The sequence below is a fragment of the Stappia indica genome (genome assembly GCF_001696535.1).
Classification (GTDB): domain Bacteria; phylum Pseudomonadota; class Alphaproteobacteria; order Rhizobiales; family Stappiaceae; genus Stappia; species Stappia indica.
The window spans coordinates 640158-661736 of record NZ_MBQE01000001.1 but is presented as its reverse complement, the minus strand read 5'-3'; the positions used below and the strand labels follow the sequence as shown (position 1 = coordinate 661736).

Below are 21579 nucleotides of genomic sequence, written 5' to 3'. Positions count from 1 at the left end.
CGCAGGTCATGGCCTGATGACGGTCGACAGCGCTTCCAGCGCCAGCCGGTAGCCCGTCGGGCCGAAACCGCAGATCACGCCGAGCGCGACCGGCGAAACGTATGAGCGGTGGCGGAACGCCTCGCGGGCATGGACGTTCGACAGATGGACCTCGACGGTCGGGATCTGTGCCGCCCGGATCGCGTCGTGAAGCGCCACCGAGGTGTGGGTGTAGGCCGCCGGGTTGATCACCAGGCCCTGGGCGACGTCGCCCGCCTCCTGGATCCAGTCGACCAGCACGCCCTCGTGGTTGGACTGGCGGAACTCGATGTCGAGATCGAGGTCTTCGCCGACATCGCGGCACAGCCGCTCGATATCGGCCAGCGTCGCCGTTCCGTAGGTGGAAGGCTCCCGGGTTCCGAGCCGGTTCAGGTTCGGTCCGTTGAGGACGTAGATCGAGGCGGACATGCAATCCTCTTCAAGGGTCCCGCGGCGAACCTGTCGCTGTCGACAGTCCGGGCCGCAAGCCCGACAAGGGGCGACGCGCCGCACCCTGGCGCCGCGTCACGACATCCCGCCTCTTATAGGCACTCGCGCGGATGAGGAAAAGACCTGATCTTGCCGGCTTCCTCAACCCGCGCGCCTTCACCCCGCCAGGTCAGCAGCTCGCCTGGCCGCAATTGCGCATGGCCGAGATCTTGCCCTTGAGCTGGTCGTAGCCGACCGCGCCCATCAGCACCTCGTCGCCGATCACATAGGTCGGCGTGCCGTTGAGGCCGAGCCGGTTGGCGAGCATGTAGACCTCCTCGATGGTGGTGTTCACCTCGCTCTTGCCCAGCGTCTCCTCGACCTTGGCCGTGTCGATGCCGGCGCTCTTGGCCGCGGCCAGCGCCGCCGCCTTGTTGGCCTGGCCGCGCAGGCCCATCAGCTCGCGGTGGAAGTCGTGATACTTCTCCGGCGCCACCATGTTGACCGCGACGGCGACCTGCGCCGCCTCGACCGAGCCCTGGCCCAGCACCGGGAATTCCTTCAGGACGACGCGCAGCTTGTCGTCTTCCTCCAGCAGGCGCTCCATGTCGGCCATGGCCCGCTTGCAGTAGCCGCAATTGTAGTCGAAGAACTCGACCAGCGTGACGTCGCCCTCACGGTTGCCCAGCTCCACCTGGCGGGTGGAATCGAACAGGATGTCGGCAACGCTCGACAGCGCGTCGGTGCGGGCCTTGCTGGCGGCGGCGACTTCGCGGCGCTCCAGCTCTTCCAGCGCCTCGCGGATCACTTCCGGGTTCTGGATCAGGTAGTCGCGCACGATGGTCTCGACGTCGCCGCGCTTCAGCGGCGCGTCCTGGGCGAGCGCCATCGGCGACAGGAGGAGCGCCAGCGTCGCGGCGGCGGCCAGTACGAGTTTCTTCATTCGGATCTCCAGCGGCCGGACCCTGCCGGCATCGGTGCCTTGCATCCTTGCGGCGCGGTCACGACCGTCCGGGGAGCTTCGGGGGTTTATAGGACACGATATCATCGGCTTGCAGCCATGCGGGCGTGCCCCGCTTCAAATTTTTTTGTGCGCGGGCGGCATAGCGCTTGGCGGCCTCGAAATCCCCGCGCGCCATCAGCCCGCGCGCGGTCGCCACGTCCGCCTCCGCCGTCTTGCCCTGGCGCCCGAGCGCGATGGCCAGCTGCGAATGGCCGATGGGCGAATTCTCGTCCACCTGCAGCCCGGCCTTGAGGATCCTCTCCGCCTCCGGCAGCAGCGCGTTGTCGTTCGCCGCCACCAGCGCGAAGCCCAGCCAGATCTGGAACTGCGCCTCGCGCGGGCGCAGGCTCAGGGCCTGGCGGAACGGCGCGATGGCCGCTTTCGGATTGCCCGATTCCAGCAGCGCCTGGCCCTTCAGCTCATGGAAATACGGATTGTCCGGCTGCCGGCGGATCAGCTTGTCGATGGCCTCGACCGCTTCCCTGCGGCTGCGGGTGCGCATGGTCACCACCGCGCGCGCATATTCGGCCGGCAGCGAGCTGTCGGAGCGCGGGTAGTCGCGCGCCACCGTGTTCGGATGGGCGGTGAAGGCGATCAGCTTGGCGCGCACCATGTCGTGGCGGGCCTGCAGCTGCGGGTCTTCCGGCGCGTCCCAGTACGGGCTCTGGCGGGCCACCGTCTCCAGCTGGGTCAGCCGTTCGCGCGGCATCGGGTGGCTCTGCGCGTAAGGGTCCGTGTACTGCGCCGAAAACAGCGTCTGGTCGGCGAAGCGCGCGAAGGTCTTCAGCATGCCGCGCGCCGACTGGCGGGTCTTCTGCAGGAAGGTGAGGGCGGCGCGGTCGGCAATCGATTCCTCGCCGCGCCGGTAGGCCAGCAGCGACCGCTGGGCAAGGCCCGCACCTGCGGTCAGCGCGCCGGCGCCGCCTTGCGAGATGCCGCTGGAGCCGGAGCTCGACCCGGCGGCGATGGCGCCGGCGCCCAGCACCGCGCCGATCACGGCGATGATCTGCGCATTGGCCAGCGCCTGGCGCAGCCGCACCAGGTGGTTGCCGGTGATGTGGCCGGTCTCGTGCGCCAGCACGCCGATCACCTCGCCGGGCGTTTCCGCATCGGTGATGACGCCGATATTGATGAAGATGCGGCGGGCGTCGGCGACGAAGGCGTTGAAGTCGTTGCGGTTGACCAGCACGATGTCGACCTGCTGGCGGGCGATGCCGGCCGCGTCGAAGATCGGCCCGGCATAGTCGCGCATCAAGGCTTCCGCTTCCGCATCGCGCACCAGCGGGATGCCGCCCTGCGCCTGCGCGGCCGTGCCCATGGGAGTGAGCGCCAGCACGCCGGCCATGGCCAGCGCCGCGCCCGCGCGCAGCAGCTTGCGCGCCGGGCTGGCGTGCATCGCGGGCGATCCCGGACGGTTGCGGTCGGTCGAGCGGAAGGACCCCATCTTCTGCCTCTTGCCTGTTCTGCTGGCCTGTTCAGTATCTCGCCTGCCGCGCCGCGCCTGCCGACGGGCAAAATCCGCAACCGCGGTCCATCCCGAGCCTCGACAGCGGCGCGTGCGAAGGGTAGGGAGCCCGTGAGGGGCGGTCAACCGCTCCCCTGAGCCTCCTGCCTTTCGTCTAGACGCGGCAAATGCGGCGCGAGATGGGCAGGCGGCGCCGCGTGCCGCAGATTGCCGCCCAGGCCGAACACAGGACGTTTTTCATGTCGCATCCCTCCCGCCGGTCCGAAGTCGAACCCTTCCTTGCGATGGACGTGCTCTCACGCGCCAACACGCTGGAGGCGGAGGGGCGGCGCATCCTGCACATGGAGGTCGGCCAGCCCGGCGCCTCGGCGCCCGCGCCCGTGCTTGCGGCGGCCCGTGCGGCGCTGGAGGGCGGGCGCATCGGCTATACCGAGGCGCGCGGCATCGCCGGCCTGCGCCAGGCGATTGCCGGCTACTATCGCGACACCCACGGGCTCGACGTGCCGCTGTCGCGGATCGTCGCCACCACCGGCTCGTCGGCGGGCTTCAACCTCGCCTTTCTTGCCGCCTTCGATGTCGGCGACCGGGTGGCGATCACCGCGCCGGGCTATCCCGCCTATCGCAATATCCTCAAGGCGCTGGGTCTCGTCCCGGTCGAGATCGAGGTCGGCGCCGACACCCGCTGGGCCCTGACGCCGGAGCTGCTCGAGGCCGCACACCGCGAGGCGCCGCTCAAGGGCGTGCTGGTGGCCTCGCCCGCCAATCCCACCGGCACGATGATGACGCCGCAGGCGCTGAAGGCCTTGAGCGATGCCTGCGAAGCGCTCGATATCCGCTTCATCTCCGACGAGATCTATCACGGCCTCGTCTTCGACGGCGAGCAGGAGACGGCGCTCTCCTTCACCGACAAGGCCATCGTCATCAACAGCTTCTCCAAATACTACTGCATGACCGGCTGGCGCATCGGCTGGATGGTGCTGCCGGAGGACCTGGTGCGCCCGGTCGAGCGCATCGCCCAGAGCCTCTACATCTCGCCGCCGGAACTGTCGCAGCGGGCGGCAGCCGCCGCTTTCGGCGCGCGCGACGAGCTGGAGGCGGTGAAGGCCGGCTATGCCCGCAACCGCGCGCTGCTGCTGGAGCGCATGCCGCAGCTCGGCTTCACCGAGCTGCTTCCCGTCGACGGCGCCTTCTATCTCTATGCCGGCATCCGTCCCTTCGCCAACGACAGCCTCGCCTTCGCCTCGCGCCTTCTGGAGGAAGCCGGCATCGCGGCGACGCCCGGCCCGGACTTCGATCCGGTCAACGGCCGCTCCTACATGCGCTTTTCCTTCGCCGGCGATCACGCGGTCATCGCCGAGGCGGTCGAACGGCTCGCCGACTGGCTGCCAAAGGCGGGGTGAGGGGTAGGCTGCCCTTCGAGTATTGGGAAACGCCTTACCGCTCACCTGCTGTTCCCACCCGTCGCCCCCGCACGCTCCCGTCATACCGGACCGCGGGACGCGGTAGCGTCATCGCGCGATCCGGCATCCAGACATCAGCCGCGGGCGCCAGCCCGCGTTTTCCATTTCGTCAAAAGCCGAATGCAGCGCGCCTTCGGCGCGGCTGATCCGCTAGACGGCGCTCGCTCCCACGCACCGTCCTCTCGGTTCGTCACCCCGGCCAAGCGCAGCGCGCGCCGGGGCCCATTGGTTGCCAGAGCGGCGGCGAGGACGTGCCCACGCAAACCCACGCTCCGCCTGTCGTCCCGGTTTCGGCGCAGCCGAAGACCGGGATCCAGTAACCACGAACGGCCGCGATTGGAACCTCTGCGGTTTTGCCGGAAGGCGAAAAAGCTCCTACCGTAGCGCCACCATCCGCCCCGGCGGATACTGGACGCCTGCCTGCGCAGGCGTGACAGCCGAGGGGGAAGGGCGGAAGCTGTGGCAACACGCTCCCCTCCCGCGCTCTTCCCCCACGCTCTGCTCCCTCCTTTCGTCCCCCTGGACGGCGTTCTTCCCGCACGCACCGCCCTCTCGGTTCGTCATCCCGGGCAAGCGCAGCGCGACCCGGGACCGGAGAGCCGAGGGCTTATGAGGCGCGCTCCCGAACGCCCCACACCCGCCGTGCCTCTCCGGTCCCGGATCTTCGGCCTTCGGCCTCGTCCGGGAAGACGCGAGGAGAGGTCTGAGCGCAGGAACTGCGCCGCCGCCATGCCTCTCCGGTCCCGGATCTTCGGCCTTCGGCCTCGTCCGGGAAGACGCAAGGAGAGGCCCAAGCGCAGGTGCCGCCCTCGCACCCCCTCCGCCCGCCAAAACTGTCCAGATCTGTCGCGGCGCCCGGCCTTGCGACAGACCGTTACAGCTTGCCCGTTGCCGGTGTTCCGCGCCTCTGGCACGCCTTGGCGCAGAGGAGGCAGACCAGTTCGGAGAGCATCATGCTTCGCGTCCTGAAAACCCACGGAACCACTTTCACCATCGTTCTTTTCGCCGTCTCCGCCGTGTCCGGCGTCGCCCTGTTCTTCCATTGGGGCTCCGCCGCCTTCCATGGCATGCACGAATGGCTGTCGATGCTGCTGCTCGCGCCCGTCGTCCTACATCTGTGGCGCAACTGGCCCGGCTTTTCCGGCTATCTGAAGCGCCGCCAGCTTCTCGTCCCCGCCGTCATCGGCCTCGCTGCCTCGCTGGCCTTCGCCGTGCCGGCGCTGACCGCCACCAGCGGCGGCAATCCGATGCGCGCCGCCCTGTCGGCAATCGAGAACGGCACCGTCGCCGAGGTCGCGCCGCTCTTCGAGCTGACGCCGCAGGCATTGGCGCAGCGTCTTGCGACCAAGGGCTACCATCTGGCGCCGGACGGCGACCTCGCCTCCGTCTCGCTGGCCGAGATCGCCAGCGCCTCCGGCAAGCCCGCCGGTCCCGGCCTCATCGCCGATGTGGCCTTCGCGGAAGATGCTAAGCCCTGACAGGGGGCGCGGGGACAAGTTTTGCAGGGCCCGGGAATAACTCGCCGGGGGAGAGAAGGGGCGGGGGCGGTTATCCCCGCTGGCGAGCGCTCCGGCCCGCTTGCCGATTTTGCGACCGCGTCTCGATTTTCGCCGATTTCGAGACGGGATTTTGCAAAATCCGTCTCGAAATTTCTCGAAATTCCGCAAAAACGAAAACGGCGCCCGGATATCCCCGGGCGCCGTTGTCAGTGCATCAAAGCAAGATCAGAAGAAACCGCGGCGCTGCCACCAGCCGGACCGCTTCGGGCCGTCCGGGTCGGTTTCCTCGGTGCTGCCGTCCCTGGAGACGGTCTCGCGCACCACCACCGGCTCGCTCGGTGCCGCCGGTTCGGCAGGCGCCTCGGGCTCGGCAGGTTCGGAAACCTCCTCCGCGGCAACCTCGACCGGAGCCTCTTCGGAAGCGGTTTCGCTCGTCTCTTCAGCAGCTTCCGCGACCTCGGCAGCCGGCTCGGCCACCACGTCCGCAGGCGTCTCGGTCCCGGCAGCCGGCGCGTCGTCGGCCGTGGTCCCGGCGTCGGAGGCTTCAGAGACTTCAGTGGCCTCAGAGGCTTCCGGCTCTGCGGGCGCCTCGGCCGGCGTCTCGATTGCGACCTCGGCCGGAGCCTCGTCCGCGCTCGCCGCCTGCTCGGCGACCGCCTCGGGGGCGTCGCCCTCGCTCACGTTGTCCCCGGTCGCATCGCCGGCACCGTCGTTGTCGTCGGAGCCCTGCGCGACCGCGTCGCCGTTCTCGCCGTTTTCGCCGGCTTCACCGTTCTCGCCATCGCGGCGGCTGCGGCGACCGCCCCGGCGGCCGCGGCGGCGCTTGCGGCGCGAGCGCTCGTCGTCGTCGCCGTCTTCCTGGCGCTCTGCGGCGCTGGCTTCGCCTTCGTTGTCGCTATCGCCGTCGTCGTCGCCGTCATCGGCATCGGCCTGGCGGGCCTGCTGCTGGTCGTCGTCGGAGCCCGACCGCCGGCGGCGGCGGCGACGACGGCGCTTGCGGCCGCCATTCTCGTCGTCGCTCTCGTCGCGGTCGCGGGCGGAGGAGGTGCCGCGCGGCGTCTCCTCTTCGTCCTCTTCGATCTCGACCTCGTCGATCTCTTCGGCCTCTTCCACCGACATCGGCATGACGGTGGAGGGCTGGATCATCCGCGGCGCCGCGTCCGGGCGCGCCTCGACCGGCTCGCCGCGCTCCAGCACGTAGTGCTGGCCGCTGTCCATGTGGCCGGCCTGGACCGTCACCTCGAGGCCGAAGCGGGCCTCCAGGTCGGCCAGGTGGCCGCGCTTCTGGTTGAGGATGTAGAGCGCCGCCTCGGTCGTCGTGCGGACGATCAGATTGTGCGTCGCGCCCTTCAGCAGGTGGTCCTCAAGCGAGCGCAGCACATGCAGCGCCACCGATTCCACCGAGCGGATCATGCCCGTGCCGTGGCAGTGCGGGCAGGGGGTCATGGAGCTTTCCAGAACGCCGGTGCGGATGCGCTGGCGCGACATTTCCAGAAGGCCGAAATGCGAGATGCGGCCGACCTGGATACGCGCCCGGTCGTTCTTCAGGCAGTCCTTCAGCTTGCGCTCGACGGCCCGATTGTTCTTGTTCTCCTCCATGTCGATGAAGTCGATCACGATCAGGCCGGCAAGGTCGCGCAGCCTCAGCTGGCGCGCCACTTCCTCCGCCGCTTCCAGGTTCGTCTGGACGGCGGTGTCCTCGATATTGTGCTCGCGCGTCGACTTGCCGGAGTTGACGTCGATGGCGACCAGCGCCTCGGTCTGGTTGATGACGATGTAGCCGCCCGACTTCAGCGTCACCTGCGGCGAGAACATCGCATCGAGCTGGCTCTCGACCATGAAGCGCGAGAAGACCGGCGTCGCGTCCTTGTAGGGCTGGACGTTCTTGGCATGGCTCGGCATGAGCATGCGCATGAAGTCCTTGGCCTCGCGATAGCCTTCGTCGCCGGCCACCAGGACCTGGTCGATGTCCTTGTTGTAGAGGTCGCGGATCGAGCGCTTGATCAGCGACCCCTCCTCATAGACGAGGTAGGGCGCCGACGATTGCAGCGTCAGGTCGCGCACATTCTCCCAAAGCCGCATCAGGTATTCGAAATCGCGCTTGATCTCGGCCTTGGTGCGGCTGGCGCCGGCGGTGCGCAGGATCACGCCCATGCCCTGCGGCACTTCCAGCTCGGAGGCGATCTTCTTCAGGCGCTTGCGGTCGGTCGGGGTGGTGATTTTGCGCGAGATGCCGCCGCCGCGGGCGGTGTTCGGCATCAGCACCGAGTAGCGGCCGGCCAGCGACAGGTAGGTGGTCAGAGCAGCGCCCTTGTTGCCGCGCTCTTCCTTGACGACCTGCACCAGCAGCACCTGCCGGCGCTTGATCACTTCCTGGATCTTGTACTGCTTGCGGTGTTTGCGGGCGCGCTGGGGGAGCTCCTCCAGCGCGTCTTCCGCGCCGACCGACTCGACGTCGTCTTCGCCGTTCTCGGTCTCCTCGGAGGCGACGACTTCGCCGTTCTCCTGCTCGGCGGGCTTGGCGGCCTTGGCCTTGCGGCGCGAGGGACGCTCGTCCTCGTCGGCGCGGGCGGCCTCGGCTTCCTCCTCCTCGATGAGCGCCTGACGGTCGGCCATCGGGATCTGGTAGTAGTCGGGATGGATCTCGCCGAAGGCCAGGAAGCCATGACGGTTGCCGCCGTAATCGACGAAGGCGGCCTGCAGCGACGGCTCGACGCGCGTTACCTTGGCCAGATAGATGTTGCCGCGAAGCTGCTTGCGGTTCGCGGCCTCGAAATCAAATTCCTCGACCCTGTTTCCGCGCACCACGACGACCCGGGTCTCCTCCGGGTGCGCGGCATCGATAAGCATCTTGTTTGCCATTGATGGGTGTCTCCACGACCGTCGCGCCCGGGCGGCTTGTCACGCTCGTCCGGATCCGCGCGAGGGCGGTCGTTCTGTTCTGTGGTGTGATGAAAGACGAAGGGGTGCTGCACCGCGCGGCGATCCGTCCGGACCCGGCGACGCCGGTGACGGCGGCCTCGTGTCCGTTGTGGATCGTCTTCGCGCATTGGTTCATTGCAGCGCCCAGTAAGCCATGTTGCGGCGGCCACCGCCTTGCGGCGGGCCGGATGTATCAGTCCTGTCGGCTGCCTTGCCGGGCGCTCATGCGGCCTCGGTGGCAAGCCGAGACGGGGCTCCGGCCAGCCTTGCCGCCATCGTGCACCGGATGCGCTGAACGCAGCCGGACGCTTCATGCGCCTCGATCCGTCGCGAGCTTCCCGCGGCGCCGCAGGGGAGCGGGCCGGAGGGCGCTACGGAGCGCCGGTCGGGACGCAAGCGTCCGGGATGCGGGGCGTCGTCGATGCGGGGCGTGCCATTGCTGGCTCGGGGCATCGGTGACGCGCGGCACCATCGACCGGGTCCCGGTGTTCGGCCTTCGCCACGCAGACCGGGAACGCACGAATTCGATGGCCACCCTGCCGGGCGCCGCTGCCAAGTGATCGTTCGCTGTCTACGAAAGCACAGTTGGCTTGACCGGACGCCGCCAGATGGCACCAGAACGAGAGGGGTTGAATCAGATTCAAGTCCCGGACCCGTCGCATTTCTTTTACGGTCGCGAAAGGCATATGGCAAGTACGCTTGCAGTCCGCGACCGACCTTTGCGTGCATCCGGCAGTCTGCGCCTCGCATTTGCGGACGCTGCGTCGTATCGTCAATGAAAGGTTAACTTGCGACGCGCTACATCTTGCTGCAGTAAACCGGCGGGGCGGGCAGAGACCGGCAAGAGGCATATCCAGTGACGATCTTCGCACGCATGACATGGCTGCTGGCGCTTGCTGCCGGCCTGGCGCTGCCGGCGGGACCTGTCGCGGCCGAGACGGCCGCCGCGCCGCAGGCGACAAAAGCCGGCGGGCCGGCGGTCGCGCGCGAAGCTCGTGTCGCCGGCGATGCGACGCGCACCCGCTTCATCATGGACCTGTCCGCGCCGGTCGAGTTCGCCGTCTCCACGCTCTCCGATCCCTACCGCGTCGTCATCGACCTGCCGCAGGTGAGCTTCGATCTGCCGCCTACGGCCGGGCAGGACGGGCGCGGCCTGATCACTGCGTGGCGCTTCGGCATGTTCGCCGCCGGCAAGTCCCGCATCGTGCTCGATGCCTCCGGGCCGGTCTCGGTCGACAAGTCTTTCGTGCTGCCGCCGGTCTCCGACCAGCCGGCGCGTCTGGTGCTCGATCTCGTCGGCACCACCCGCGAAACCTTTCTGGCGAGCGCGCAGGCGCCGGCGCCGCTCGTCTCGCGAAAGGGCGACAAGCTGACGGCCGTGCGCCGCCGCGACAAGCCGCTGATCGTGCTCGACCCCGGTCATGGCGGCATCGACACCGGCGCGCGCGGCACGTCCGGAACGCTGGAAAAGGCGGTGGTGCTCGATTTCGCCCGGCTGCTGCGCGACAAGCTGGTGGCGAGCGGGCGCTACGAGGTGCACATGACGCGGGATGAAGACATCTTCATTCCCTTGCGAGAGCGCGTCCACATCGCCCGCGAGATGGAGGCGGACCTGCTGCTGTCCGTCCATGCCGACTCGGTGCGAATCGGCCGCGACCAGGTGCGCGGCGCCGGCGTCTACACGCTGTCCGAGAACGCCAGCGACGAAATTGCCGCAGCCCTTGCCGAGCGCGAGAACCGGTCGGACGTGATCGCCGGCATCGACCTGGCCAACGAGCCCGGCGACGTCACCGACATCCTGATCGACCTGGCGCGGCAAGAAACCAAGAAATTCTCGTTCCTGTTCGCGCACACGCTGGTGAACGAGCTGCGCGGCACGGCGCAGCTGGTGAAAAACCCGCACAGATCCGCGGGGTTTCGCGTGCTGACGGCGCATGACGTGCCTTCCGCGCTGGTCGAGCTCGGCTATCTTTCGAACCGTCTCGACGAGAAACTGATGACCACCGACGAGTGGCGCGGGCGCATGTCGCAGGCTCTGGTTTCGGCCATCGACGGCTATTTCGGACGGCGCTTCGGCGACGGTGCGATGCAGATGTCGCGCAGCACGGCGGGCCATGCGGCGGCCGAGCCGAAGGAGCAGGTCGAGTAGAGAGGCGGGTCCGCCTCAGCATCGCCATATTGGTCGATGATGGAGGTGGTGTTGCGGGGCGTGATCCCGAGCGGGTTGCTGCAATGCGGAACCAAGGGACGTCACGGTCCGAATCCGCTATTGCGAGGGGACGTGAACAGGGGCATGACCGCGAGGCCGCCTTCGCGCCAGGCCCGACGGCTGGTCCGCACGACACCCTGCTTTCGAATGCGTGTCGAGGCGATGAGCCTCGATGTGAGCTGCGACGCAAGATCGACATTACCGGGATAGACGAGCCGGATATATGAAGTTCCTGATCAAACTCTTCGGCTACCTGTTCGGCATCGGTGCCGTGCTGGGACTGCTCGTGGCCGCGGGCGTCTGGCTGTTCCTCCAGGACATGTCCGAGGACCTGCCGGATTACACCGCGCTCAAGAACTACGAGCCGCCGGTGATGACCCGCGTCCATGCGGCCGACGGCCAGCTGATGGCCGAATACGCCAAGGAGCGGCGCCTGTTCCTGCCGATCCAGGCGATCCCGGATCTGCTGAAGCAGGCCTACATTTCGGCCGAGGACAAGAACTTCTATTCGCATCTGGGCATCGATCCGGAGGGCATCGCCCGCGCCGCGGTCGCCTATGTGCGCAATTACGGTTCCGGCCGTCGCCCGCAGGGCGCCTCGACGATCACCCAGCAGGTGGCGAAGAACTTCCTGCTGACCAACGAGGTGTCGATGGAGCGCAAGGTCAAGGAGGCGATCCTGGCCCTGCGCATCGAGCAGGCCTACACCAAGGACGAGATCCTCGAGCTCTATCTCAACGAGATCTATCTCGGCGTCGGTGCCTATGGCGTGGCCGCGGCCTCGCTGCTGTATTTCGACAAGTCGGTGCACGAGCTGTCGCTGGAAGAGGTGGCCTACCTCGCCGCGCTGCCCAAGGGCCCGAACAACTACCATCCGTTCCGCGAGCGCGAGGCGGCCATCGAGCGCCGCAACTGGGTCATCGATCGCATGGTCGAGAACGGCTATGTCGACAGCCTGGCCGGCGAGGAAGCCAAGGCCAAGCCGCTGGCGGTGAAGCTGCGCTCGCGCGGCACCCACCTGGTCGCCTCAGAATATTTCTCCGAGGAAGTCCGCCGCGAGATCGCCGCGATGTACGGCGAGAAGCGCCTGTACGAAGGCGGCCTGTCGGTGCGCTCGACGCTCGACCCCAAGCTGCAGGCGATGGCGCGCAAGGCGCTGATGGACGGCCTGATCGCCTTCGACCAGCGCCGCGGCGGCTGGCGCGGACCGGTGCAGAAGATCGAGCCGGGCGCTGCCGACTGGGGCGTCGAACTCGCCAAGATCGAGGGCATGTCCGACGTGCCGGAATGGCGTCTGGCCGTGGTGCTGTCGGTTTCGGCCGAGGCGGCCGAGGTCGGCCTGCAGCCGACCCGCGAGACCAACGGCCAGCTGTCGACCGAGCGCGAGCGGGTCACCCTGCCGCTCGCCGGCATGAAGTGGGCCCGCATCAGCGGCCGTTCGCCGACCAATGCCGGCGACGTGCTGTCGCCGGGCGATGTGGTCTATGTCGAGAAGGGCGAGGGCGAGGGGTACGAGCTGCGCCAGTTCCCGAGCGTTTCCGGCGCGCTGGTCGCGATGGATCCGTTTACCGGTCGCGTGCTGGCAATGGTCGGCGGCTTCTCCTTCTCTCAGAGCGAGTTCAACCGCGCGACGCAGGCCTATCGCCAGCCGGGCTCGGCGTTCAAGCCGTTCCTCTATGCGGCGGCGCTCGACAACGGCTACACGCCCTCCAGCGTGATCATGGACGCGCCGTTCGAGATCGCCCAGGGTCCGGGCCTGCCGATGTGGCGGCCGCAGAACTATGGCGGCAAGTACTACGGTCCCTCGACCCTGCGCGTCGGCATCGAGCTGTCGCGGAACGTGATGACCGTGCGTCTTGCCCAAGACATGGGCATGCCGCTGGTCGCCGAATACGCCAAGCGCTTCGGCATCTACGATGCGATGACGCCGGTCCTGTCCATGTCGCTGGGCGCGGGCGAGACCACGGTCATGCGCATGGTCACCGCTTACGCGATGATCGCCAATGGCGGGCGCCAGGTGCACCCGACGCTGATCGACCGCATCCAGGACCGCTACGGCAAGACCGTCTACCGGCACGAGGAGCGGATCTGCGAGACCTGCGCCACCGATCACTGGGCCAACCAGCCGGAGCCGGAGCTGGTCGACAATCGCGAGCAGGTCCTCGATCCGATGACCGCCTATCAGATCACCTCGATGATGGAAGGCGTCGTCCAGCGCGGCACCGCCACCAGCGTCAAGGTTCTCGGCCGTCCTGTCGCCGGCAAGACCGGCACGACCAACGACGAGAAGGACGCCTGGTTCGTCGGCTTCACGCCGGACCTCACGGTGGGCGTGTTCGTTGGCTACGACACGCCGAAGCCGATGGGACGCGGTGCGACGGGCGGCCAGGTGGCGGCGCCGATCTTCATCGATTTCATGCAGGCTGCGCTGAAAGATGCGCCGCCGGTCGAGTTCCGCGTGCCCAAGGGCCTGCAGCTGATCCCGATCAACCGCCAGACGGGCCTGCGCGCGGGCGCCGGCACGCCGGGCACGATCCTGGAAGGCTTCAAGCCGGGCACCGCTCCGCCGGACGAGTATTCGATCATCGGCTTCCAGGACGAGATCGGCATTCCGCGCACGGTCTCGCCGGAGGCGGGCCAGGCCGTGATGAGCGGCACCGGCGGCCTGTACTGACCTGACGACGTCCGCTTCGGCACGGCCGATAGCGCGGACCTGAAAACTTCGGCGCCGCGGCAGGGGAGACCCGGCCGCGGCGTTTGCGATCGGCGGCCCGATCAACTATGGTCCGCGACCGAAACGGAAGCGCCGTCAGTCCTGTGGCGAGACGGCTTCCATCTTTTCGAACTGCAACCCCCAACTGGCGAGAAAGGACAGCGATGCGCGCTGAAACCGAGGCCGTGGTCGACGAAATCAAGCAGGCCATAAGCCTGCTGAGGAGGCATCTTTGACTGGGACAACGCGATTGTCCGTCTGGATGAACTGAACGCCGCTTCCGAGGACCCGACCCTTTGGGACGATCCGACGAAGGCGCAGAAACTGATGCGCGAACGCCAGCAGCTCGACGACGGGCTGACGGGCGTGCGCAAGCTGGAAGCCGACCTTGCCGACAATCTCGAGCTGATCGAGCTCGGCGAGATGGAAGGCGACAAGGACGTGGTGGGCGAGGCCGAGCAGGCGCTGAAGGCGCTGCGCACGGAGGTCAACAAGCGCCAGATCGCCTCGCTCTTGTCGGGCGAGGCCGACGGCAACGACTGCTACGTCGAGATCAATTCCGGCGCCGGCGGCACCGAGAGCCAGGACTGGGCAAGCATGCTGCTGCGCATGTACACCCGCTGGGCGGAGCAGCACGGCAACAAGGTCGAGACGCTCGAGCTCCACGATGGCGAGGAAGCCGGCATCAAGTCGGTGACGCTCAAGATCAAGGGCGAGAACGCCTATGGCTGGCTGAAGACGGAATCGGGCGTGCACCGGCTGGTGCGCATCTCGCCCTACGACAGCCAGGCGCGCCGGCACACCAGCTTCGCCTCCGTGTGGGTCTATCCGGTCATCGACGACTCGATCGAGATCGAGGTGAACGAGAGCGACTGCCGCATCGACACCTACCGTGCCTCGGGCGCGGGCGGCCAGCACGTCAACACGACCGACTCGGCGGTGCGCATCACCCACCAGCCGACCGGCATCGTGGTGCAGTGCCAGTCGGAGCGCTCGCAGCACAAGAACCGGGCGACCGCCTGGTCGATGCTGAAGGCGCGGCTTTACGAGCTGGAACTGCAGAAGCGCGAGGAGAAGGCGAATGCCGAGGCCGCATCGAAGACCTCGATCGGCTGGGGCCACCAGATCCGCTCCTACGTGCTGCAGCCCTACCAGCTGGTGAAGGACCTGCGCACGGGCGTCGAGAGCACCAACCCGACCGGTGTCCTGGGCGGCGATCTCGACGAGTTCATGGAAGCCACGCTGGCGCAGCGCGCCTTCGGCGGCGGTCCGAACGCGGTCGAGGACGTCGACTGACGCCTTGCTCGCCGATCGATCTTCCTGCTGAAACGAAAACGGCGCCCTTCGGGGCGCCGTTTGTCGTTTGGGAAGCGTCGTTGTCGTCTCAGTCGTCCAGCAGCGTTGCGATCTTCTCTCCCGCGCGCAGGAAGCGGATCGGGTTGAGCGGCCGGTCGTTGACGCGGACCTCGTAATGCAGGTGAGGGCCGGTGGAGCGCCCCGTCGAACCGACAGCGCCGAGGGGATCGCCGGTGGACACCGTGTCGCCTTCGCTCACCGACACGCGGCTCATGTGCGCAAAGCGCGTGACGACGCCGCTCGGATGGCGGATCTCGACCGACCTGCCGTAGCCGCCGTTGCGCCCGGCGAAGATCACCTTGCCGGGAGCCGGTGCGCGGATGGTCACGCCGGTCGTTGCGCGAAAATCGAGGCCCGTATGCATGGCCATGCGGCCGAGGAACGGGTCGACGCGCGGGCCGAAGGAGGAGGAGAGCTCGGCGCCGGGGACCGGCGAGGCGAGGGGGATGCCGCGGGCGGCGTCCTTGACCTGGGAGAGGGCGAGCAGGGCCTTTTCGGCGCGCTCGATACGGCTGTCGAAGTCGGATCCGGCGAGCGGGACGAAGGGGCCGCCCTGGCCGGAGACAAGGTCCGCCTTGACGCCGGCGAGTTGCAGGCCGAGCTCGTCCGCGGTGTCGGCGATGGTTGCAGCGTCCCGCTCGGCCGTGACGGCGATGACGTCGAGCGCGGCATGCGCCTCGCCGTCCATGCGGTCCAGCGCGGCGTTGACGTTGTCGATCAGCTCCACCCGCTGGTCGGGCGCGGGCGGGTTTGCCGGCGCCTGCGGCTGGGAGGCGGCGGCCTCCGGCGCAAGGTCGCGCAGCGGCTTGCCGGGAGCGGCAGCGCCCTGGCGGGCGGCGGCTTCGGCAGCGGCGTTGTAGTCGGCCTTGGTGCCGCGCAGGCTGAGAACAGGTGAAATCTCGATGGGCTCGGGCGTGCCGCCGATGCCGGTCGGTGCGTCGAGCGAGCCGAGCGCAACGGCGGGAGCTGCGGGCTTGGCCGGGGGAACCGGTCCGCCGACCGCGACGCGGATGCCGTTCTCTGCGGCTTTGGCCAGGATGCCGGAGACGCGAGCCTGGCGGGTATCGAGGTCGCGCTGGCGCTCGACGACGTCGGCGAGCTGCTCCTCGATGCTGCGGCGCTCGAGCACGCGGCGGCTGGTGAGCTGGTCGATGCGCGAGCGCAGCGAAGCGATGCGGTCCTCGTAGGACAGCTGCATCTGCGCCTGGCGCTCGGCCGAAGACTGGATGATGTCGTCGCGCAGCACGAGATAGGCGGTGGCGCCGACATAACCGACCATGAGCATGGTGCCGACCGCAGTCGCCAGGCCTGCCACGAGCGGGGAGATGGTGAAGCTGCGGACATTGTCGCCGCGGGCGATGATCACCCGGTGCGGCTCTTTCCGCTTGCCGAAATCCCTGCGGCCGTTTCCTGCGTGTCCTGTCATTCGTCTGTGGACCCGTTCCCGCCGGTGCCAGACACATACGCGGCACCTTCTTCGGATCCGATCATGCTCCGTTAAGGTTAACAAAAGCTAAGGAACTGTCCGAAATCGAGAATCCGCTCAGCCGATGAGGCGGGCGAGGGGGCGGTAAAAACCCGGAGTGAGTCCGGCTTCGGAGCGGGCCCGGTCGTTGAACGGCGGTTTCAGTCCGCCCTTGAAGTGGCGCCGCACGAGATCCTGGAACCGGCGCTCGGGATCGCAGCGCTCCTTGTCGCAAAGGTAGCGGAACCACTTGGCGCCGAAGGCGACGTGGCGTTTTTCGTCGCGGTAGATGATCTCCAGGATCGCCGCCGTCTCCGGGTCGCCGCGCTCGCGCGCCTTCTCGATCATCGGCGGGGTGATGTCGAGGCCGCGCGCCTCCAGCACCAGCGGGATGACGGCAAGCCGCCCGGCGAGGTCGTCGCCGGTGCTTTCGGCCGCCTCCCACAGCCCGTGATGGGCGGGAAGGGCGCCGTAATGCGAATCGAGATCCTCCAGCCGCCGGCGCAGCAGCGAGAAATGCTTGGCTTCCTCCAGCCCGACCCGCACCCAGTCGTCGAAGAAGGAGCGGGGCAGCTGGCGGTCGGCGAAGCGGCCGACCATGTCCCAGGTCAGGTCGACGGCGTTCAGCTCGATATGGGCGATGGAATGCAGCAGGGCGATGCGGCCCGAGGTGCCGCCGACGGCGCGCTTGGGCATGTCGCGCGGCGGCAGCAGGATGGGCGTGTCCGGCCGGCCCGGCTGGTCGGGCATCCGCTCGCTGCCGGTCCGCAGGCGCAGCGACAGCGAGCGGCCGAACCAGGCGCGGGCGGTGGCATGGGCAACATGCGTCTTCTCGTCGAGCGAACGCGAGGCGACGACGCGGCGGGCGCCGCAGGCGAGAGAGGCGGGGGTGTAGTCGGCGGTTTCCGCCTTTCCCGGCGAAACGCGGGTCTGGAAGGTGCGGGGCTGGGAGGTATGGGTTTCGGACCCGAGGGGCCGGGATGCGTTGTCGTGGGAACCCTGCATGTCACCTCCACTGGCGCCGTGAGCGGCGCCGGGCGAACCCGGCGCCTGCAGCGCTGACCCGGCTTACTTGCCGGCGGCGCGGACGGCCTCCAGCACGGCTTCCGCATGGCCGGGAACCTTAACCTTGCGCCACGTCTCGGCGATCTTGCCGGCCTCGTCAATGAGGAAGGTCGAGCGCTCCACGCCCATGTAGGTCTTGCCGTACATCGACTTCTCGACCCACACGCCCCAGGCGGTCGCCACCGCCGAATCCGGGTCGGCCGCGAGGATCACCGACAGGTCGTGCTTGGCCTTGAACTTGTCGTGCTTGGCGGCCGTGTCCGGCGAGACGCCGACGATGACGGCCCCGGCCGCCTCGAACTCCGAAGCCAGCCCGGTGAAGGCGATCGCCTCCTTGGTGCAGCCCGGCGTATCGTCCTTCGGGTAGAAGTAGAGCACCACCTTGCGCCCGCGCAGATCGGAGAGACGAAGCGTGCCGCCGCCGTCCCGCTCGAGCTCGAAATCCGGGGCGGTGCTTCCGGCTGTGATTTCCGACATTCTGCCTTCCTTTGGTCATGTGGAGAGTAAAAGGTGCGGTCTTCCGTGACTGTAGCCGATACGCATCGCATGCGGGCGCGGATCCCCCTTGCGCCATACAATGATCGTCGCGAATCGCGGATGATCAGATTGCCATGCCCAAAGGACCGGGACACTGCTGAAACGCCTCATACATCGTGACAGGCCGCTGCGAGACGTGCTGCGTCGCAAGCCCCGGTGGCGGCTGCGGACCTATGTGCTGGCAGCTTTCGGCATCGTGCTGCTGGCGGCTCTCGGCGGACTGGTCGTCACCTTCGGCAGCGGACCTGTATCCTTACCCTATCTCGCCCGGATGATCGCCGAGCGTGCCTCGATGCCCGGCACCAAGCTGCAGGTCGGGGCGGTGACGGTGGACCTGTCCGAAGGCCTGCCGCCCAGGGTGGAGCTGCACGATCTTTCGGTCGAGGTGGATGCCGACAGCGACCTGTCGCTGCATGTGCCGCGCGTCTCGGCGCCGCTCGATGCGGCTGCGCTGCTGACCGGCGACCTGCACCCGGCCGAGATCCGCCTGGAGCATGCCAGACTGCGGATCGCCCGCGCGGCGCGCTCGGCCTCGTCCAGCGAAATTCCCGACATGGCCGTGGTCGCCGAAGCGGCCGACCGCACCGCGCGGCTTGCCGTGACGCAACTGGCGCAGCGCGGCATCGGTCGCATCGAGCTGGTTTCCGCGGAGATCGTGCTGGAAGGCGAGAAGACCTACCGGATGAGCGGCATCGACGCCGAGCTGACGCGGGCCGCCGACGGCACGCTGCAGGTCGACGCGGAGATTGCCGGCCGGCTCGGCCAGTGGAAGGCCAAGGCGAGCCGTTCCACCGATGCGGAGACCGGCGAAAGCCTGATGCGGGTCGACGTCTACGATGTCTCGCTCGGCGAGTTCGTGCCCATCGATGCTTCGGTGGGAGCGGGCAAGGGCCTCGGCGTTCCCGTGCGCGGACGCCTCGACGTGACGGTGGATGCGGCGGGCGATTTCGGCACGACGCGCGCCGGCGTCATCGTTTCTCCCGGCTGGATCAACAGCGGCCGCACCGTGATCGGCTTCGACACGATCGACGTCCAGCTCTACTGGGAGGCGGGAACGCCCGGCTTCCGCATCGTTCCGTCCAGCTACCAGCGGGGCAACACCTTCCTGCCGTTCGAGGGCGTGGTCGAGCCGCCGCGCGAGTGGCAGGACGCCTGGTCCTTCCGCGTGCTGTCGCGCGGGGCCCGCATCGGCCCGTCCGACGTTCCCGGCCCGCCCTTTGCCATGGAGACGTTCCTGGCCGAGGGGCGCGTGGACCTGGACGCCCAGGAGGTTCATTTCGACAAGCTGACATTGCGCTCCGGAACTGCCGACATGGACGGCGTCGGTTCGGTTCGGATCGGCGAGGACGGGCCTTACATGGCATTGGCCGTGGAGAGCGGACCGATGTCGGTCGCCACCTTGAAGCGGCTGTGGCCGATCACGATGATCCCGCCGGCGAGAGCCTGGGTGATCGAGCATGTGGTCGACGGGCGGATCGAGGGAGGACGCGCGACCGTGTCGCTGCGCCCGCCGGCGTTCGACGTTGAGGACGATGCTCCGGGCTGGTCGGGCGACGACGTGCAGGTCGACATCGCGTTCTCCGACCTCAGCCTGAGCACGGTCGGCACCGTGCCGGTGGCGCAGGGCCTGTCGGGCCGCATTCAGGTGGCAGACGAGGTGCTGACGATCACATCGCCCTCCGGCGTCATGGTGGCGCGGCCAGGCGAGCAGATCGCCATCAGCGACACGGTGTTCCAGGTCCCCGACATTCGCGAGAGCGGCGACAAGACCGGCGTCCTGAAGCTGACGGCGAATGGTCCGGCAAAGTCGCTGGCGACGCTGCTGGACGCGGAACCCTTCACGGTGCTGACGCGCAACGACCTGGCGCCTGACGATGTGGCCGGGTCCGGCGAAATGACGCTCAACGCCACCTTCGCGCTGGTCAAGGACGTGCGGGTCGACGATGTCGACTGGGATCTTGCCGGGTCGCTCAAGGGCTTTTCCAACTCGAAGGAGATCCGCGGCCACAAGCTGAGCGGCGCCGACCTGACCTTCGCCGTGGACGAGGGCAGCCTGTCGCTGAAGGGACGCGGTCGTCTGGACGGGCTGCCGGCCAATCTCGATCTCGTCGTGCCGTTCGACAATGCCAACGGCGAGGCGGTGGTGGCCCGACAGGGCGTGGTGATCGAGGTAACGGCTGAACAGCTTGCCGCCCGCGGCATCGACATCCGCAGCTTCGTCAATGGTCCGCTGAAACTGTCGACCGAGGAGACCGACGTCGGTCAGTCCTACGAGGTCGACCTGACGCGCGCGAGCATCGAGCTGGCGGACGTGGGCTGGAGCAAGAGCCCCGGCGTTGCGGCGCGCGCCTCGTTCCGCATGAGCGAGAGCGATGGCCGTCGCGAGATCCGCGGGTTCCGGCTGACCTCGGAGGGTGTCGAGATCGAGGGCGGCATCACGCTGACCTCGGCCGGCGATCTGGAGCGGGCGGAGTTTTCGCGCTTCGCCTTGCGGGCGAGCGACGATGCCAGCCTGCGGTTGTCCAAACGCGGTCGCCAGATCACCGTGGACCTGCAGGCGACGCGGCTCGATGCCCGCGGTCTGATCGCCAGCATGAGCGCGAGCAGCAAGGGCGGTGCGGCCGACAAGACGGCGCTGAAGGTCAACGCGGAGGTCGGTCAGCTGATCGGCTTCAATGGCGTGAGCTTGTCCGGCGTGTCGCTGTCCATGTCCAAGTCGGGCGGCGAATTGCGCGCCCTCGACCTGTCGGGCTCTTCGGGCGGCAAGTCGATCTTCCAGGCGAAGCTGACCGGGGAGGGCGCCGGGCGCGAATTGGCCGGCACGTTCCAGGATACCGGCGCCATCCTGCGCTTTGCCAATCTCTACGACCGCATGCGCGGCGGCGTCGGCATCCTGTCGATCGCCATGCCGTCGGCGACGGAGTGGATCGGCCGGTTCAAGATCAAGCGGCTGGCGATCACCGAGGATCCGGCGATCCGCGAGCTGGCCCGCAGCCCCGGCGTGCTGGAAACGCGCGATCCGCGGCGCCAGCAGCTGCTGGCCGCGGCCGAGCGCGGCGGCGAGGCGACGTTCAGCGCGCTGGATCTGGAGTTCCGCCGCAACGGCGATCTGCTGACGATCACCGACGGCACGCTGGCCGGACCGACCATCGGCGGTACGGTGTCGGGGAACGTCGATCTGGCGGCGCGCTCGCTCGACATGACCGGAACGTTCGTGCCGGTCTTTGCGCTCAACAACCTCTTCGCCAAGATCCCGATCCTGGGCTTTGCGCTCGGCGGCGGTTCCGACGAAGGACTGATCGGCGTGACCTACCGGCTGACCGGCTCGCTGGCCGAGCCCGTGCTGACGGTCAACCCGGCCTCGGCCATGGCGCCGGGCATCTTCCGCAAGATCTTCGAGTACCGCTGAGGGGCTGTTGCACCTCTTGAAAAACGAAA

At 68.1% G+C, this 21579-nt stretch carries 13 protein-coding genes; 6 read left to right on the top strand and 7 right to left on the bottom strand.

The window, feature by feature from the left end:
* Positions 1-6: 6 nt before the first annotated feature.
* The 3 genes from aroQ to BBX35_RS02975 form a co-directional block, all read right to left on the bottom strand.
* Entirely contained in the window at positions 7-447 is a 441-nt protein-coding gene (gene aroQ / locus BBX35_RS02985; RefSeq protein WP_067215835.1) for a type II 3-dehydroquinate dehydratase, read from the bottom strand.
* A 190-nt stretch (positions 448-637) separates the two neighbouring features.
* A complete protein-coding gene (locus BBX35_RS02980) occupies positions 638-1390 on the bottom strand; it encodes a DsbA family protein (protein ID WP_067218124.1) in 753 nt (250 codons plus the stop codon).
* Positions 1391-1448: 58 nt separating this feature from the next.
* Entirely contained in the window at positions 1449-2894 is a 1446-nt protein-coding gene (locus BBX35_RS02975) for a M48 family metalloprotease (RefSeq protein ID WP_244271551.1), read from the bottom strand.
* Between the two features lie 260 nt (positions 2895-3154).
* On the opposite strand from BBX35_RS02975, the gene BBX35_RS02970 reads away from it, so the two are divergent.
* Together BBX35_RS02970 and BBX35_RS02965 are read left to right on the top strand one after the other, a co-directional pair.
* Positions 3155-4315, top strand: a complete 1161-nt coding sequence (locus tag BBX35_RS02970) for a pyridoxal phosphate-dependent aminotransferase (RefSeq protein ID WP_067218118.1) — start codon at positions 3155-3157, stop codon at positions 4313-4315.
* Between the two features lie 1013 nt (positions 4316-5328).
* Positions 5329-5853 (top strand): DUF4405 domain-containing protein, encoded by a 525-nt coding sequence (locus tag BBX35_RS02965; RefSeq protein ID WP_067215826.1) that lies wholly within the window; start codon positions 5329-5331, stop codon positions 5851-5853.
* Positions 5854-6099: 246 nt separating this feature from the next.
* Here the strand turns inward: BBX35_RS02965 and BBX35_RS02960 are convergent, their stop codons facing one another.
* Positions 6100-8736 carry an Rne/Rng family ribonuclease gene (locus tag BBX35_RS02960; RefSeq protein ID WP_067215823.1) on the bottom strand — a complete coding sequence of 879 codons (2637 nt, stop codon included), beginning with the start codon at positions 8734-8736 and terminating at the stop codon, positions 6100-6102.
* A 916-nt stretch (positions 8737-9652) separates the two neighbouring features.
* On the opposite strand from BBX35_RS02960, the gene BBX35_RS02955 reads away from it, so the two are divergent.
* From BBX35_RS02955 to prfB, 3 genes are all read left to right on the top strand, one after another.
* Positions 9653-10945: an N-acetylmuramoyl-L-alanine amidase gene (locus BBX35_RS02955; protein WP_228189192.1), complete on the top strand. Its 1293-nt coding sequence runs from the start codon at positions 9653-9655 to the stop codon at positions 10943-10945.
* Positions 10946-11237: 292 nt separating this feature from the next.
* Positions 11238-13679, top strand: coding sequence for a penicillin-binding protein 1A (locus tag BBX35_RS02950; RefSeq protein ID WP_208979788.1), 2442 nt, complete (start codon positions 11238-11240; stop codon positions 13677-13679).
* Between the two features lie 203 nt (positions 13680-13882).
* Positions 13883-15014, top strand: a protein-coding gene (prfB, locus tag BBX35_RS02945) for a peptide chain release factor 2 (protein WP_097176321.1) whose coding sequence is annotated in 2 segments (ribosomal slippage) — positions 13883-13951 and positions 13953-15014 — 1131 coding nt in all. Because the reading frame shifts where the segments join, the coding sequence is not laid out codon by codon here.
* Between the two features lie 88 nt (positions 15015-15102).
* Here the strand turns inward: prfB and BBX35_RS02940 are convergent.
* The 3 genes from BBX35_RS02940 to BBX35_RS02930 all read right to left on the bottom strand — a co-directional run bounded on the left by BBX35_RS02940 (position 15103) and on the right by BBX35_RS02930 (position 18081).
* Positions 15103-16500, bottom strand: a complete 1398-nt coding sequence (locus BBX35_RS02940) for a peptidoglycan DD-metalloendopeptidase family protein (RefSeq protein ID WP_067215814.1) — start codon at positions 16498-16500, stop codon at positions 15103-15105.
* Between the two features lie 117 nt (positions 16501-16617).
* A complete protein-coding gene (locus BBX35_RS02935; RefSeq protein WP_083205990.1) occupies positions 16618-17544 on the bottom strand; it encodes a ferritin-like domain-containing protein in 927 nt (308 codons plus the stop codon).
* Positions 17545-17607: 63 nt separating this feature from the next.
* A complete protein-coding gene (locus BBX35_RS02930; RefSeq protein ID WP_067215812.1) occupies positions 17608-18081 on the bottom strand; it encodes a peroxiredoxin in 474 nt (157 codons plus the stop codon).
* 196 nt (positions 18082-18277) lie between these two features.
* On the opposite strand from BBX35_RS02930, the gene BBX35_RS02925 reads away from it, so the two are divergent.
* Entirely contained in the window at positions 18278-21550 is a 3273-nt protein-coding gene (locus BBX35_RS02925) for an AsmA-like C-terminal domain-containing protein (protein WP_067215810.1), read from the top strand.
* The last annotated feature ends 29 nt before the right edge of the window (positions 21551-21579 follow it).